We start from the raw sequence: 15653 nt of genomic DNA on the forward strand, positions 1-15653 counted from the left end.
ACTCTGCTCAGCGTTCGACGAGCTCGTCCTGCATCGCCGCGATCGCGGCCTGCAGGGGATCCGGGCCGGGCACCGGCTCCTCGGGGTCGCGCTCCCACAGCATCCACGGGCGGTTCCCGGCCTGGTAGGCCGCCTCCAGGGCGTGCCGCTCCTTCACCGTGTCGGCCGGCTGCCAGAACCCGCGGTGCTGGTAGCCCAGCAGGCGGCCCTCCTTCGCCAGCGGCCGGCACGCGTCCGCGATCAGGTCGCCGCCCGGGGGCAGGTAGTCGAAGATCTCCGGGCGCAGCACGAAGTAGCCGCCGTTCTCCCACAGCGGCATCTCCTGCAGCGTCGAGATGCCCCCGACCAGCCCGTCGTCACCCATCTCCACGCAGTGGAAGGCCGACTGCGGCGGCACCGCCAGCAGCGCCCCGACCGCCGTGGAGCGGCGGAACCGGTCGATCATCGAGTCCAGCGGCAGGTCGGTGAGCACGTCGGCGTAGTTGGCCAGGAACATCTCCTCACGCTGCACGTGCCTGCGCACGCGGCGCAGCCGCTCCCCGATCGGCGAGTCGAGCCCGGTGTGCACGAACGTGATCGTCCAGTCCGAGATGTCGCTGCCCAGCAGCTGCACGTCCCCGCCGCGGAGCACGAAGTCGTTGGACGCGGTCTCGGAGTAGTTGAGGAAGAAGTCCTTGATGTGGTGCGCCCCGTAGCCCAGGCACAGCACGAAGTCCTTGTGGCCGAAATGCGCGTAATAGCGCATCACGTGCCAGATCAGCGGCCGCGGGCCGACCGGGTGCATCGGCTTGGGCAGGTCGGACACGCCGTCCCGCATGCGCATCCCGTACCCACCGCAGAACAGCACGACCTTCACGAGACCACCTCGAGCTCGGGGATCGGGAACACCAGCTTGCCGCCCCACTCGCGCACGTAGGACAGCTGCTCGATCAGCTCGTCCCGCAGGTTCCACGGCAGGACGAGGACGTAGTCGGGCCGGTCGGCAGCGATCTGCTCCGGCGCCAGCACGGGGATCCGCATCCCCGGCGTGTACTTGCCGTGCTTGTAGGGGTTGCGGTCGACCGTGTAGGCGAGCAGGTCCGGGCGGATGCCGCAGTAGTTCAGCAGCGTGTTGCCCTTGCCCGGGGCGCCGTACCCGACGACCGACCGGCCGGCGCGCCGCGCGTCGACGAGGAACGCCACCAGGTCGTCGCGCACCCGCGACACCGCCTCGGCGAACCCGTCGTGGCCCTCCGCGGTGTGCAGCCCTGCGGCCTCCTCGGCGGCCAGCACCTCGCGCACCCGCTCGGACGGCTCGCCCGCCACCTCGCTGGGCCGGGCCCACATGCGGATCGACCCGCCGTGGGTGTCGAGCAGCTCCACGTCGACCAGGCTCAGCCCGCCGGCCGCGAGCGCCCGCTGCCCGGTGAGCAGCGTGTAGTACTGGAAGTGCTCGTGGTAGATCGTGTCGAACTGGGTGCGCTCCACCAGCGTCAGCAGGTGCTGCACCTCGATCGAGACCCACCCGTCGTCGGCCACCATGGAGCGCAGCCCGTGCGTGAACCCGATGACGTCGGGGATGTGCGCGTAGACGTTGTTGAGGCACACCAGATCGGCCGGCCCGTGCTCGGCACGCACCTGCTCACCCGTCTCGGGGGTGAGGAACGCCGTCAGCGTCGGCACGCCCTTCTCGCGGGCGGCCTCGCCGACGTTCACCGACGGCTCGACGCCCAGGCACCGGATCCCGCGCTGCACCGCGTGCTGCAGCAGGTAGCCGTCGTTGCTCGCGACCTCGACGACGAACGACTCCGGTCCCAGCCCGAGCCGCTCCACGGCACCGTCGACGAACCGGCGGGCGTGCTCCACCCAGGACGTCGAGAACGACGAGAAGTACGCGTACTCGGTGAAGGTGTCCTCGGGCGTGATCAGCGGCGGGAGCTGGGCGAGCAGGCACTGCTCACAGACCCGCACGTGCAGCGGGTAGGTCAGCTCCGGCGCCTCGGTCTCCTCCGCCGTGAGGATCCGCTCGCACGGCGGCGTGGCCCCGAGGTCGAGGAAGCTCCGCAGCTGCGTGGAACCGCAGAGCCGGCACGTCAGCGCCGGAACGTCAGCTCGTGTCCCCCCGGACTCGTCATCGGTCTGGACGGCGTTGTCGGTCAGCACCGCGGCGACCCCCCGTTGTCGCGAGGTGCGCTCTCTCCCCTGCGCACGGGCGCCAGTCTTCCACGAGCGGCGAGGCGGGGACGCCGGGGTGGGGTGGCGCGGCGCCGGGGAGATCGACTGCGCCGGTGACCGGGCGGTTCCGGTTCGGGCTGGTCAGGACGGACCGACCGGCTCAGCCGGCGGTGAGGCGGCTGAGCCGGCGCGTGGTCGGCCACCGGACGTCGTAGGCCCACCCGAAGCGCTCGAAGATCCAGATGAGCCGCGCCGAGATGTCGATCTGCCCGCGGAGCACGCCGTGGCGGGCGCACGTGGGGTCGGCGTGGTGCAGGTTGTGCCAGGACTCGCCCATGGACAGGATCGCCAGCGGCCAGAAGTTGCGCGAGCGGTCGCGCGACCGGAAGGGCCGCTCACCGATCATGTGGCAGATCGAGTTGATCGACCAGGTGACGTGGTTGGAGATCGCGAGCCGCACGAGGCCGCCCCAGAAGAACCCGGTGATCGCCCCGCTCCAGGACCACGAGAGGAGCGCACCCAGCGCCGCGGGCAGCAGCAGGCTGACCGCCACCCAGACCCCGAACGTCCGGCTCACCCGCACGATCGCGCGGTCGGCGAGCAGGTCCGGGATGAAGCGGCGCTGGTTCGTCTCGTTGCGGTCGAAGAACCAGGTCATGTGGGCGTGCAGGAACCCGCGCGCGACCGCGAGCGGCGACGTGCCGAACAGCCACGGCGAGTGCGGGTCGCCCTCCCGGTCGGAATAGGCGTGGTGGCGGCGGTGGTCGGCGACCCAGTTGAGGACGTTGCCCTGCACGGCCAGCGAGCCGGTGATCGCCATCGCGACCCGCAGCCACGGCTTCGCCTTGAACGACTTGTGGGTGAAGTGGCGGTGGAAGCCGACCGTGACGCCCAGCACCGCGATCACGTAGAACACCGCGAGCAGCAGCAGGTCGTGCCAGTCGACACCCCAGCCCCACACGAGCGGCACGGCCGCCACGAGCGCCACCATCGGCACCGCGACGAACACGTAGATCAACGAGTGCTGCAGTGCCGTGCGCCGCCCGGAGATCACCGGGTTCGGTCCCGACGTCAGCGGGTCCTTGACGCCGTCCTCGGCGGTGGCGGTCATCGTGCTCCTCGGGGTCGGGCGACGCGGTCACCGGGCGGTGTGCCGATCGCGGTCCGTCGGCGAGGTTAGGCGACCCTCGTGTCCTCCACACCCACCGCACGCCGAACAACGGGCGAACCGGCCGAAGCGCCCGGACACCACCACCCGTACCGCCAACGTGGTGCCCCGCCGGCGCGTTCCCGGGTCGTGCCAGGATGGACACCTGATCCGCCGTGGTGTAACGGCAGCACCTCGGATTTTGGTTCCGATGGTCCAGGTTCGAATCCTGGCGGCGGAGCGGCTGGTGGCGCAGGTGTCGCAGTTCTGGCCCTCGAGACCGAGGGGCAGAACTGGGGCGCGCCGACAACGCGCTCGTGTGCGCCCCATCCGCGGGCCGCAACCGGACGCCGGCGGCGCAGACCGTCCCCCGGAGGAGACCCCTTGAAGTCGATCAACCTCGTGAAGGATCCGGCCGGCGCGCCCGCAGTCGACCTGGCCGAGCTCGGCGACGCGCACATGAACCTGGCCAAGCGCGCGCAGAAGGCCGGAATCTCCCTCTCGAAGCGCGACCTCGCCGGCGTCCGCGCCCAGGCCGTCCTGCTCCTCGACCACTCCGCGTCGATGCGCAGCGACTACAAGAACGGCACCGTGCAGATGCTCGTCGAGCGCGCGCTCGGGTTCGCGCTGCAGATCGACGTCGACGGCGAGATCCCGGTCATCCCCTTCGACTCGCGCGTGTGGCCCACCACGGTCGTGGGCGTCCACAACTACGAAGGTGCCGTCGACCGGGACGTGTTCCGCAACGGGAAGATGGGATCGACGAACCTCGCGGGAGCGCTGCAGGAGTTGCTAGCGATGGCCAAGAGCGCGAGCTCGCCGATCTTCGCGATCATCGTGACGGACGGGTCTCCCGACTCACGAACGGCGGCAACCCGGCTGGTGTGCGAGCTCGCGGCCTACCCGGTGTTCATCAAGTTCCTGGCGATCCGGCCGGTCGACTACCTGCAGACGCTCGATGACCTCGGACCGGCGAAGCGGCCGCTCGACAACGTGGACGCCAAGTTCATCCCGGACCCGGGTGGCATGAGCGACCTCGCATTCGCGGACGCGATGGTCGACGAGTGGGACAGCTGGATCAAGGAGGCGACCGGCGCGGGGGTCCTCTCGTCCTGACCTTTGCGCCGAGGCTCACCCGGGGAGGAGGTCGCCCGATGCGTCGCTGGGTGTGGACGACCCGGCCCGAGGCCTACCCGGATCTGGACCTCCCCGGGGCCTCCTGGTGCTGCTCCCCCGCCACGCGGGCAGGCGACCTCGGCGTGGTGTACCGGTCGCGGGAGCGCAAGGACATCAGCCACCTCGTCGCGGTCCGCTCCGACGCGGTGGTCACAGGCGGCGCCCCGGTCTGCGACGTGCGGCTGGTCGCGCGGTTCCCGCAACCGCTGCCGCTCGCGCGGATGCGGGCCGATCCCGTGCTGCGGGAGTGGCCGGCGCTGCGGGCCGGATTCGTGCAGCGGTGCTTCCCGGTCCCGGACGCGGTGTGGACGCGCCTGTGCGAGCTGCTGGGAATCCCGGACGCGACGAACGGCACTTCCGTCGCCCCCTAGCCGACGGAAGTGCCGTTCGTTGTTCTGCTCAGCGACCGCCGGGACGCGGCGGCGGCTCGGGCGGACGCCCGTTCCCCGTGCACCTCATGTCAACCCCTCTTCCCCTCGAGATCGCCTCGGCCGCCCCTCAGTCGAGGGCGGCGTCCAGCGTGATCGTGGTGCCTGCCAGTGCCTTGCTGACCGGGCAGCCGGCCTTGGCCGCCTGGGCGGCCTGCTCGAACGCGGCCGCGTCGAGCCCCTCGACCTCGGCGCGGACCGTCAGCGCGATCTCCGAGATCCGGAACCCGCCCGCGGGGTCCGCGCCCAGCGTCACGTCGGCCTTCACGTCGAGCGACTGCGGCGTGCCCCCCGCGCGGCCGATCTCCGCCGAGAGCGCCATCGCGTAGCACGCCGTGTGCGCCGCCCCGATGAGCTCCTCGGGGCTGGTGGTGCCGTCCGCTGCGTCCGCGGTCCGCTTCGGGAAGCTGACGTCGAACGTGCCGACGCCGCTGCTGGTGAGCTCGACCTGGCCGGAGCCCTCCTGGATCGAGCCGTTCCAGGCCGTCCGGGCGGTGCGCGTCGCCATGGTGTGCGGTCCCTTCCTCGTCGTCGGTTCCACCCTGACAACTGGCTCGTCGCGCGGATCATCCGCGATGGCACCGACGATGAGCCGACCGGTGGGTGACCGACGGCGAACGGTCGACTACCGGACCTCGACCCGATCGTCGACCTGGAGGAAGTCGTAGAACTGGATGGCGTCCTCGTGACCGAGGCGCACGCATCCCGAGGAGTTGCTGTCGAGGCTGCCCTCGTGGAACGCGATGCCGCCCTCGGCGAAGAACACGGCGAACGGCATCGGCGCGCCGTCGTGCTCCTTGCTGCGGTGGTAGGTGTTCTTCCACTCGACCCGGAAGTCACCGGTCGGGGTCTCGTGGCCCGGCGAGCCCGGGCTGATCGGGACCGGCCCCCGCACCACCGTCCCGTCCTCGATGAGCCAGGCGTGCTTGGCGGCCAGGTCGACGCACGCCCGGGCCTCGTCGCTGCAGGGCGTGCCCGCGACCTGCCCGTCCTCGGCGTGCGCGGTGCCGGCGACCCCCCACCCGGCGAGCACCACCAGCACGGCCGCCACCACCGAACCCGGACGCAGGTGAGCGGCCCTGCTGTGCTTGCCCATCGAACGCCTTCCCCTGTTGGTGCCTCCGTGTCCGGTCCGTGACGATTCCGGCACGCAGCGTGCTCGGCCGGGACAACGACGGGCTGCCCGTGCCGGTTACGCCGCCTCACCGGGTGGCAGCGCACGGACGGGCGACCCCGTACGATTCCCCGGTCCCGACCGCCGGCACCGGCGCGTCGAGCCGCGCCCCCGCGGCATCGCCGTTCCGCTCGCCGCGCCGGTCCGCAGCAGCAGAACCAGGGAGAGGGCTGAGATGCTCGACCCGTACGGGCCGGGGTCGTCCGGCACACCGGCCCGTCCCGCCGCCGCGATCGTGCTCGCCGCGGGCGAGGGCACCCGGATGCGGTCCGCCGTTCCGAAGGTCCTGCACCCGATCGGCGGACGCAGCCTGCTCGGCCACGCCGTCCACGCCGTCGCCGCGCTGGAGCCCGAGCACCTCGTGGTGGTCGTGGGCGCCGGTGGCGACCAGGTGCGGGAGGCGCTGGCCGGCATGGCCGACGAGCTCGCCCGCCCGGTGCTCGCCGCCGAGCAGGAGCAGCGGCTGGGCACCGGCCACGCCGTGCGGTGCGGGCTGGAGGCGCTGCCCGACGACCTCGACGGGCCGGTCGTCGTCACCTACGGCGACGTCCCGCTCCTCGCGTCCGGCACGCTCCACGAACTGCTCCAGGAGCACGCGTCGTCCGGGTCGCCGGTCACCGTGCTCACCAGCGCGGTCGACGACCCCACCGGTTACGGCCGCGTCCTGCACGCCCCCGACGGCACGGTCTCGCGCATCGTCGAGGAGCGTGACGCCTCGCTCGAGGAACGGGCCGTGCGGGAGATCAACTCCGGGGTCTACGCGTTCGACGCGGCGTTCCTCCGGTCCTCGATCGGCCGGCTGCGCCCCACCAACAGCCAGGGCGAGCTCTACCTCACCGACCTCGTCGCCATGGCCCGTGGCAGCGGCGCCGACGCGCGCGGGGTCCGCTGCGGCGACCCCTGGCAGGTCTGCGGCGTGAACGACCGCGTCCAACTCGCCGCCATCCGGGCGGAGCTGAACCAGCGCCTGCTGGAACGGTGGATGCGCGACGGCGTCACCGTCATCGATCCCGCCACCACGTGGGTCGACGTGCAGGTGCGCCTCGGGCCCGACGTCGTGCTGCACCCCGGCACGCAGCTGCACGGCGCCACCGCGGTCGCCGGTGGTGCCGAGGTCGGCCCGGACACCACGCTCACCGACTGCGAGATCGGGGCCGGGGCCGTGGTCGTGCGCACGCACGGCACGGGTGCCGCCATCGGCCCGGGCGCGTCCGTCGGGCCGTTCGCCTACCTGCGCCCCGGAGCGCAGCTCGGCGAGCGCGGCAAGATCGGCACCTTCGTCGAGGTGAAGAACTCCGACATCGGCGCCGGCACGAAGGTCCCCCACCTCACCTACGTCGGCGACGCCACGATCGGCGAGCACAGCAACATCGGGGCGTCCTCGGTGTTCGTCAACTACGACGGGGTGCGCAAGCAGCGCACCGTCGTCGGGTCCCACGTGCGGACCGGGTCCGACAACACGTTCGTCGCTCCCGTGCAGGTCGGCGACGGTGCGTACACGGGCGCGGGCGCTGTGCTGCGGGAAGACGTCCCGCCGGGGGCGCTGGCCGTGTCGGCCGGGTCACAGCGCACCATCGAGGGGTGGGTCGCGCGCAAGCGGCCCGGCACTCCGGCCGCGGAGGCCGCCGCGCGGGCGGCCGATCCGGCCATCGACGTCCATGGAGGCACAGCACGGTGAGCGCGATGTCGGCGACCCCCAAGAAGAACCTCATGCTCTTCTCGGGACGGGCGCACCCGGAGCTGGCCGACGAGGTGGCGAAGCACCTCGACGTGACGATCACGCCGCAGTCGGCGTACTCGTTCGCGAACGGCGAGATCTTCGTCCGGTTCGAGGAGTCGGTGCGCGGCTGCGACGCGTTCGTGCTGCAGTCGCACTCCGCTCCGATCAACGACCAGATCATGGAGCAACTGATCATGGTCGACGCCCTCAAACGGGCCTCGGCCAAACGCATCACCGTGGTGATGCCGTTCTGGGGCTACGCGCGCCAGGACAAGAAGCACCGCGGCCGCGAGCCCATCTCGGCCCGGCTGATCGCGGACATGTTCAAGGTCGCGGGCGCCGACCGGATCATGACGGTCGACCTGCACACCGCCCAGATCCAGGGCTTCTTCGACGGACCCGTCGACCACCTCTTCGCGCTGCCGGTGCTCGCCGAGCACATCAAGCGCACCTACGCAGACCGGCAGCTCGCCGTCGTCTCCCCCGACTCCGGACGCGTCCGGCTCGCCGAGCGCTGGGCGGAGACGCTGGGCGGCACCCCGCTGGCGTTCATCCACAAGACCCGCGACCCGCGCAGGCCGAACGAGGCCGTCGCCAACCGCGTCGTCGGCGAGGTCGAGGGCCGGACCTGCGTCGTGATCGACGACATGATCGACACCGGCGGCACGGTCGCGAAGACCGCGGAGGTGCTGCTGAAGGAGGGCGCCAAGGACGTGGTCGTCGCGGCGACCCACGGCGTGCTCTCCGGCCCCGCCGCCGAGCGGATGGCCCAGTGCGGGGCCCGCGAGGTGATCTTCACCGACACCCTGCCCATCCCGGACGAGAAGCGGTTCCCGACGATGACCGTCCTCTCGATCGCCCCGCTGCTCGCCCGCGCGATCCACGAGGTCTTCGACGACGGCTCCGTCACGAGCCTCTTCGACGGCAACGCCTGACCCCGAGTCCCCCGACCGAACAGCGCGAGTCTCACGTCTCGACAGCGTGAGTCTCACGTTCAACAGCCCTGTCCGAACGGGAGACTCGCCCTGTCCGAACGGGAGACTCGCCTTGCCCGAACGGGAGACTCGCCCTGTTCGGACGGGAGACTCGCGCTGTTCGTTTGGGGGACTCATGCTGCTCGGGTGGGGGACTCGCGCTGCTTGGGTGGGGGACTCGCCGGGTCGTGGGGGCGGGGGCGTATCGTTGATGACCGTTCCGCGGCGAGGGCGGGTGCAGGCTGGCCCGCCGTGATCGACGCAGACCCGGTCCCACCGGTCTGCCTCGTCGCGCGCGTCCACCGCAGCAGTTCCGATCGAGGAGACAACCGTGGCCGAGGCCCGTATCGACGCCGAGACCCGCACGGAGTTCGGCAAGGGCGCCGCCCGCCGCACCCGTCGCGCCGGCAAGATCCCCGCTGTCCTGTACGGGCACGGCACCGACCCGCAGCACCTCTCGCTGCCGCAGCTCGAGTTCGCGCGGGTCGTGCGCGAGCAGGGCCGCAACGCGGTGCTGACCCTGAACATCGGCGGGAAGCCGCAGCTGGCGCTCACCAAGACCGTCGTCACGCACCCGATCCGCCCCTACATCGAGCACGTCGACCTGCTGGTCATCAGCCGCGGTGAGAAGGTCGCGGTCGAGGTGCAGCTGGTCGTCACCGGCGACGCCGCGCCGGGCACGCTCGTCGCGCAGGAGCTCAACACCCTCGAGATCGAGGCCGACGTCTCGAGCATCCCCGAGCAGATCGAGGTCTCCGTCGAGGGCCTCCCGGTCGGCTCGCAGATCCACGCCTCGGACGTGCGGCTGCCCGAGGGTGCGGAGCTCAAGGCCGACCCGGAGCTGCTCGTCGTCAACGTGGTGGCGTCGCCCACCGAGGCGCAGCTCGAGGCGGAGGTCGACCTCGAGGCGGCAGGTGTGGTCGAGGACGCCCCGGAGACCCCGGCCGAGTCCGAGGCGTCGGAGAGCTGATCGTGGCGCCGGGCCCCGCTCTGGTGGTCGGGCTCGGCAACCCGGGCCCCGGCTACGCCGAGACCCGCCACAACGTCGGCTTCAGCGTCGTCGAGCTGCTCGCGGCGCGGGCCGGCGGTGGCCGCTTCTCCAAGCACCGCAGCAACGCGGACGTGCTCGAGGGCCGGCTCGCCGGCCGCAGGGTGGTGCTCGCGAAGCCGCGGACGTACATGAACGTCTCCGGCGGCCCGGTGGCCGGGCTGGCGAAGTACTTCTCGGTGCCGGTCGAGGACGTCGTGGTCGTGCACGACGACCTCGACCTCGGCTTCGGCGTGATCCGCCTCAAGCGCGGTGGCGGCGAGGGCGGTCACAACGGGTTGCGCTCGATCTCCGGGTCGCTGGGCACCCGCGACTACCTGCGCGTCCGGTTCGGCATCGGCCGCCCACCGGGCCGCCAGGACCCGGCCGACTTCGTGCTCAAGCGCTTCTCCGGCGCGGAGCGCAAGGAGATCGAGTTCGCCGTCGACCTCGCGGCGGACGCGACGGAGGCGCTCCTGTCCGACGGGCTGGAGCCCGCGCAGAACAAGTTCCACGCGTTGAGCGGCTGATACCCGGTTACACGCGGGCGCGCAGCAGGTCGCCCGTCGCCGCGCGGCGCAGCTTCCCCGACGGCGTCTTCGGCAGCGTGCCCGGACCCAGTACGACGACCTCCGCGGGGCGCACCCCGACGGCGGAGACCACCCGGCCCGTGACGTCCTTGCGGATGAGCTGCTCGGCCTCCGGGTCGCCCGCCTTGCGCGACTCCACGGCCACCGCGAACGACTCGCGGTGGCGGCCGCCCTCGCCCGCCGCGACCCGGACCGCGACCGCGTTGCCGGCGCGGACGTCGGCGGCGGTGCCCGCGGCGCGCTCGATGTCGGTGGGGTAGATGTTGCGGCCGCCCATGATGATCACGTCCTTGCGGCGGCCGCAGACGACCACGGCGCCGTCGGCGAGGTAGCCCTCGTCGCCGGTGTCGAGCCAGCCATCGGCGTCCTGCGTGGCGACGGGACCGTCCACGGTGAGGTAGCCGGGGGTCACCGAGTCGCCGCGCAGCTGCAGCACGCCCACCTCGCGCTCGCCCAGCACCCCGCCGTCGTCGCCGACCACCCGCACCTCGATGCCCGGCAGCGGCGGCCCGAGCAGCGGGAAGCGGCGCGTCGGCCCGTCCGCGGCGGGCACCGCGCGGCGCCGGGTCTCCAGCTGGTCGGCGTCGATGCGATCGACCTCCAGCCCGGTGTCGATGGGCGCGAAGGAGACCCCGAGCGCGGTCTCCGCCATGCCGTAGGCCGCGAGCACCGACTCCGGGCGCAGCCCGAACTGCGCCCCGGCCCCGGTGAAGGCCTCGACGGCGGCGGGGTCGATCGGCTCGGCGCCGTTGAGCGCGATGCGCAGCGACGAGAGGTCGAGCGAGCCCTGCTCGGCGCGCGCGAGCTGGCGGCCCAGCACGGCGTAGGCGAAGTTCGGGGCCGCGGTGACGGTGCCGCGGTACTTCGAGATCAGCTCCGCCCACAGCAGCGGCCGGGTGAGGAAGTCGACCGGCGTGACGCTCACCAGCTCCAGCCCGGTGGCCATCGGCACGGTCAGGAACCCGACCATCCCCATGTCGTGGAACAGCGGCAGCCACGACACCATCACGTCGCGCTCCACGTCCAGCGCCGACGCCGCCACCATGCCGGAGATGTTGGCGTGCAGGTTGCGGTGGGTGATCCGCACCGCCTTGGGCTCCGCCGTGGACCCGCTCGTGAGCTGCAGGAGCGCGGTGTCGTCCTCGCCCGCCACGTCCGCGTCGGGCGCGACGGCCTCCGCGTCGTCGGCGAGGGTGTCGAGCGTCCGGAACGGGATGCCGCGCTCGGTGAGCACCGGCGCCAGCGCGTCGAAGGGCGCGCCGAGCAGCACCAGCTGCGCATCGATCATCCCCAGCACGGACACCGTGTCCTCGGCCCATGCGGCGAGGTCGGTGCGGGGGGTGGGCTGGTGCAGCATCGTGACGCTGCCGCCGCAGAGCCAGACCGCCTGCGCGGCCGGGGCGATCGACACCGGCTCCCCCGCCAGTACGCCCACGGCGGAGCCGCGCTCCAGGCCGGGGAGGTCCCCGCCGCCTGCGCGCAGGGCGCCCGCCATCCGGCGGGCGGTCTCGTGCACCTCCGGCCAGGTCCGGCGGGCCGGCTCCGTCGGCTCGCCGGTCGTCATCCCCCGTGGCGAGCGGGCGGCGGAGTCCAACAGCATCGAGAGGAACCGGGACATGGTCAGCGAGCCTACGGTCTGTCGCCGCGTACGGCGCTCCCGGATGATCGGTGGCCGTGGATGCCGACCGATCCGGGCTGGGGCCCGCGCTCGCCGCGCTGACGGCGCCGGGCGCGGAGTTCGAACTGACCGACGCCGACGTCCGCGGCGAGACGATGCGCGTCTACCGCCGCGGCCCGGCGACGCTGCGTGAGCTGTGCGCCGCCACCGCCGACTTCGGCGACCGCGTCTTCTCCGTCTACCGGGACGAGCGGCTCGACTACGCCGAGCACCTGCGGCTGGTCGCCGGGCTCGCGGCGTGGCTGCGCGACGAGCACGGGCTCAGGGCGGGCGACCGCGTCGCGATCGCGATGCGCAACTACCCGGAGTGGAGCCCCGTGTTCTGGGCCGCGCAGGTGTCCGGCCTGGTCGTCGTGCCGCTCAACGCCTGGTGGACCGGCGCGCAGCTGGCATGGGCGCTGCGCGACAGCGGGGCCCGCCTCCTGGTCGCCGACGGGGAGCGGGTGCGCGCCCTGGAGGGGGCGTCGGTGCCGCCGGTCGTGCGGGTCCGCGGCGAGGGGCCCGCGCCGGCGGGCGTGCGGGAGTGGGCCGACGTCGTCGTCGCGCTCGATCCCGCGGCCGGGCTGCCCGACGTCGCCGTGCACCCCGACGACGACGCCACGATCCTCTACACGTCGGGTACCACGGGGCGGCCGAAGGGCGCCGTCGGCAGCCACCGCAACCACTGCACGAACGCGCTCAACGTGCTGCTGCAGGCCCGCGCGGCCGCGTGGTCCGCGCACGGCGGGCCGCCGCCCCCGGCCACCACGCAGGCCGGCACGCTCCTGGCCTACCCGATGTTCCACATCGCCGGGCTGAACGGGCTGTACGGAGCCGTGCTGACCGGCGCGAAGCTGGCGACGCTGTACCGCTGGGACCCCGAACAGGCCCGCGAGCTGGTCCGGCGGGAACGGCTGACGGCGGCGGCGGGCGTGCCCACGGTGATGCGCGACGTCGCCGAGCTCGCCATCGCCCACCCCGCCGACATGGCCTCCCTGACGCGCATCGGCATGGGCGGCGCCCCCGTCCCGCCCGCGCTGGTCACGCGGATCGCCACGGAGCTGGGCGGGGCCGTCGCCGCCGCGAACGGCTACGGGCTCACCGAGACCACCTCGGCCGTCTGCGCGAACACCGGCCCCGACTTCGCCGCCCACCCCGACAGCGTCGGCCGCCCGGCCCCTGGCGCCGACCTGCGCGTCGCGGATCCGGAGTCCGGTGAGCCGCTGCCCGACGGGGAGGTCGGCGAGCTGTGGTTCCGGGGCCCGAACATCGTGCGCGGCTACTGGAACGACCCGGAGGCGACGGCCGCGGCGTTCGTGGACGGCTGGTTCCGCACCGGCGACCTCGGTTTCCGGCGCGACGGCTGGGTCCACGTGGTCGACCGGCTCAAGGACGTCGTCGTGCGCGGCGGCGAGAACGTCTACTGCGCCGAGGTCGAGGGCGTGCTGCACGGCCACCCGGACGTCGCCGAGGCGGCCGTCGTCGGCGTCCCGCACCCGACGCTCGGCGAGGAGGTGGCGGCCGTGGTGCGCGCCGCCCCTGGCGCGACCGCCGACACGGAGGCCCTGCGCGCGCACGTCGCGGGGCTGCTCCCGGCCTTCGCCGTGCCGTCGCGGGTCGTCTGGCGCGGCGGGCCGCTGCCCCGCAACGCCACCGGCAAGGTGCTGAAGCGCGACCTGCGCCAGGAGCTGGCCGACGCGCCACCACCGCCACCACCCTGAGCGTGCGCCCCCGAGCGCCCGCCCCGCGGCTACCATCGGGCGCCATGTCCGACCAGCCTGCCCGCGCTCTCGCACCGGCCGTCGACGCCGCGCTCCCCGGAGCCCGCGCCGACCTGGAGCGGCTCGTCCGCATCCCCAGCATCTGGGCCGATCCGGCGCACGCCGCGGACACCCGCCGCAGCGCCGAGGCCGTGGCCGAGCTGGCGCGCGACGCGGGGGCGGCCGACGTCCGCGTGATCGCGGCGGACGGCGGGGCACCCGCCGTCGTCGCGCGGTTCCCCGGCCCCCCGGGCACCCCGACGGTGCTGCTCTACGCCCACCACGACGTGCAGCCGACCGGTGGCGACGAGCACTGGACGAGCCCGCCGTTCGAGCCCACGGAGCGCGACGGCCGCCTCTACGGCCGCGGTGCCGCCGACGACAAGGCAGGCGTGATGGCGCACCTGGCCGTGCTGCGCGCCTTCGAGGGGCGCCCGCCCGTCGGGGTCACGCTGTTCGTGGAGGGCGAGGAGGAGTCCGGCTCCCCCACCCTGCCGGCGCTGCTGCGGGAGCACCACGAGCTGCTCACCAGCGACGTCATCGTCATCGCCGACGCCGCCAACCCCGCCGTCGACGTCCCGGCCCTCACCACCACCCTGCGCGGGCTGGTCGACGTCACGGTCGAGGTCGCGATGCTGGAGCGCCCCGCGCACTCCGGTGTCTACGGCGGCCCGGTCGGCGACGCGCTCACCGCGCTGTGCCGCGCGCTCGCCACGTTGCACGACGCCGACGGCGAGGTGGCGGTCGCCGGGCTCGTGCACGGCACGTCGGAGGCCCCGGACCTCGACGAGGCGGTCTTCCGCTCCGACGTCGGCCTGCTCGACGGCGTGCAGCTGCTCGCAGGGGGCAGCATCCCGACGAGGTCGTGGGCCAAGCCCGCCGTCGCCGTGCTGGGCATCGACGCGCCGCGCGTCGAGGAGTCGGCCAACGTGCTGCTGCCGCGGACGCGCGCCCGCGTGGGGATGCGGCTGGCCCCGGGCGACGACGCGGTCAAGGCGCAGCGCGCGCTCGCCGAGCACCTCGAGGCGAACGTGCCGTGGGGCGCCCACGTGACGGTCACGCCCGAGCCCGGGATCGCCCAACCGTTCACCGTGGACAACTCCGGCACCGCCTACGACGCCGCGCGCCGCGCCTTCGCACAGGCCTACGGCAACCCCGTGGTGGAGACCGGCATCGGTGGCTCGATCCCGTTCATCGGCGAGTTCGCCCGCGTCTTCCCGGGCGCGTCGGTGCTGGTCACGGGCGTGGGCGATCCGGCGAGCCGCTGGCACGGCATCGACGAGAGCCTGGACCTGGCGATGTTCGGCCGCGCCGTGCTGGCCGAGGCCCTCCTGCTGGCAGAGCTCGCCGGGTAGACGGAGCGTCGGCCGCACGCGTTCGCCGGCCTCGGTCACGCGACGGCGCGCGGTGCGAGTCGCACGCCAGGGCCCTCACGACCGCGCTGACGTACTTCTCGCGTGCTGGCGCGACCGGTGATCGCCAGGAGTGGTGGGAGGGCGGCAGATCTGCAGCTCTCCTACCACTCTCGCTGATCATGGCCGTCTCGCGTTCGGCGGAACGCGCCCGTTGCATGATCAATGAGACGTGGGCGGGGTCTGCTAAAGATCGAACCCCGCTGATGTCTCGGTCGTCGGTGGATCCTCCTGCGGTGGGCGCGCCGTTCCCGGCTCGCGACCGCTGCCTCGCGCCTCGGCCTGGGGTGTCTGTGCGGTCGCCCCGCTTTCCCCCGGATCCGCCGGTGGCGGGGTGGCCGGGTGGGCACAACTACCGAATATCGTGGCTGGGTGGGCGGCCGTTCCCGGCATGGCCCAGGCCTGTTCTGGACGAGACCGCCCCTGGTGGGTGC

At 73.2% G+C, this 15653-nt stretch carries 14 protein-coding genes and 1 tRNA gene; 9 read left to right on the plus strand and 6 right to left on the minus strand.

Annotation, left to right across the window (positions count from 1 at the left end; translation table 11 throughout):
• Positions 1-7 precede the first annotated feature (7 nt).
• From FB558_RS30260 to FB558_RS30270, 3 genes are all read right to left on the minus strand, one after another.
• Positions 8-856, minus strand: coding sequence for a sugar phosphate nucleotidyltransferase (locus FB558_RS30260; protein ID WP_142059458.1), 849 nt, complete (start codon positions 854-856; stop codon positions 8-10).
• On the minus strand, positions 853-2076 hold the full coding sequence (locus FB558_RS30265) for a class I SAM-dependent methyltransferase (protein WP_142060495.1): 1224 nt from the start codon (positions 2074-2076) through the stop codon (positions 853-855). Before FB558_RS30265 ends, FB558_RS30260 begins: the two co-directional genes overlap by 4 nt.
• Positions 2077-2314: 238 nt before the next feature.
• Entirely contained in the window at positions 2315-3265 is a 951-nt protein-coding gene (locus FB558_RS30270; protein WP_142059460.1) for an acyl-CoA desaturase, read from the minus strand.
• A gap of 206 nt (positions 3266-3471) precedes the next feature.
• On the opposite strand from FB558_RS30270, the gene FB558_RS30275 reads away from it, so the two are divergent.
• From FB558_RS30275 to FB558_RS30285, 3 genes are all read left to right on the plus strand, one after another.
• A tRNA-Gln gene (locus FB558_RS30275) sits at positions 3472-3542 on the plus strand.
• Between the two features lie 143 nt (positions 3543-3685).
• A complete protein-coding gene (locus tag FB558_RS30280; protein ID WP_142059462.1) occupies positions 3686-4417 on the plus strand; it encodes a VWA domain-containing protein in 732 nt (243 codons plus the stop codon).
• Between the two features lie 38 nt (positions 4418-4455).
• Complete coding sequence (locus FB558_RS30285; RefSeq protein WP_142059464.1) at positions 4456-4848, plus strand: EVE domain-containing protein; 393 nt, start codon at positions 4456-4458, stop codon at positions 4846-4848.
• A gap of 127 nt (positions 4849-4975) precedes the next feature.
• Here the strand turns inward: FB558_RS30285 and FB558_RS30290 are convergent, their stop codons facing one another.
• Both FB558_RS30290 and FB558_RS30295 read right to left on the minus strand, forming a co-directional pair.
• The gene (locus FB558_RS30290) at positions 4976-5413 is read right to left on the minus strand and encodes an OsmC family peroxiredoxin (RefSeq protein ID WP_142059466.1); all 438 of its coding nucleotides are present in this window, start codon (positions 5411-5413) and stop codon (positions 4976-4978) included.
• Between the two features lie 117 nt (positions 5414-5530).
• Positions 5531-6001, minus strand: coding sequence for a L,D-transpeptidase (locus tag FB558_RS30295; protein ID WP_142059468.1), 471 nt, complete (start codon positions 5999-6001; stop codon positions 5531-5533).
• Between the two features lie 253 nt (positions 6002-6254).
• Between FB558_RS30295 and glmU the strand changes: the two genes are divergently transcribed.
• The 4 genes from glmU (at position 6255) to pth (ending at position 10330) form a co-directional block, all read left to right on the plus strand.
• On the plus strand, positions 6255-7757 hold the full coding sequence (gene glmU, locus FB558_RS30300) for a bifunctional UDP-N-acetylglucosamine diphosphorylase/glucosamine-1-phosphate N-acetyltransferase GlmU (RefSeq protein WP_142059470.1): 1503 nt from the start codon (positions 6255-6257) through the stop codon (positions 7755-7757).
• 5 nt (positions 7758-7762) lie between these two features.
• Positions 7763-8734: a ribose-phosphate diphosphokinase gene (locus tag FB558_RS30305; RefSeq protein WP_246106865.1), complete on the plus strand. Its 972-nt coding sequence runs from the start codon at positions 7763-7765 to the stop codon at positions 8732-8734.
• Between the two features lie 370 nt (positions 8735-9104).
• Positions 9105-9743: a 50S ribosomal protein L25/general stress protein Ctc gene (locus FB558_RS30310; RefSeq protein WP_142059474.1), complete on the plus strand. Its 639-nt coding sequence runs from the start codon at positions 9105-9107 to the stop codon at positions 9741-9743.
• A complete protein-coding gene (pth, locus tag FB558_RS30315) occupies positions 9740-10330 on the plus strand; it encodes an aminoacyl-tRNA hydrolase (protein WP_142059476.1) in 591 nt (196 codons plus the stop codon). Before FB558_RS30310 ends, pth begins: the two co-directional genes overlap by 4 nt.
• A 7-nt stretch (positions 10331-10337) precedes the next feature.
• Here the strand turns inward: pth and FB558_RS30320 are convergent, their stop codons facing one another.
• A complete protein-coding gene (locus FB558_RS30320; RefSeq protein WP_142059478.1) occupies positions 10338-12008 on the minus strand; it encodes a fatty acyl-AMP ligase in 1671 nt (556 codons plus the stop codon).
• A gap of 56 nt (positions 12009-12064) precedes the next feature.
• On the opposite strand from FB558_RS30320, the gene FB558_RS30325 reads away from it, so the two are divergent.
• Both FB558_RS30325 and FB558_RS30330 read left to right on the plus strand, forming a co-directional pair.
• A complete protein-coding gene (locus FB558_RS30325) occupies positions 12065-13768 on the plus strand; it encodes a class I adenylate-forming enzyme family protein (protein WP_246106866.1) in 1704 nt (567 codons plus the stop codon).
• Between the two features lie 44 nt (positions 13769-13812).
• Complete coding sequence (locus FB558_RS30330) at positions 13813-15162, plus strand: dipeptidase (RefSeq protein ID WP_142059480.1); 1350 nt, start codon at positions 13813-13815, stop codon at positions 15160-15162.
• Positions 15163-15653: the final 491 nt, after the last annotated feature.

Source organism: Pseudonocardia kunmingensis, assembly GCF_006716445.1.
Taxonomy (GTDB): domain Bacteria; phylum Actinomycetota; class Actinomycetes; order Mycobacteriales; family Pseudonocardiaceae; genus Pseudonocardia; species Pseudonocardia kunmingensis.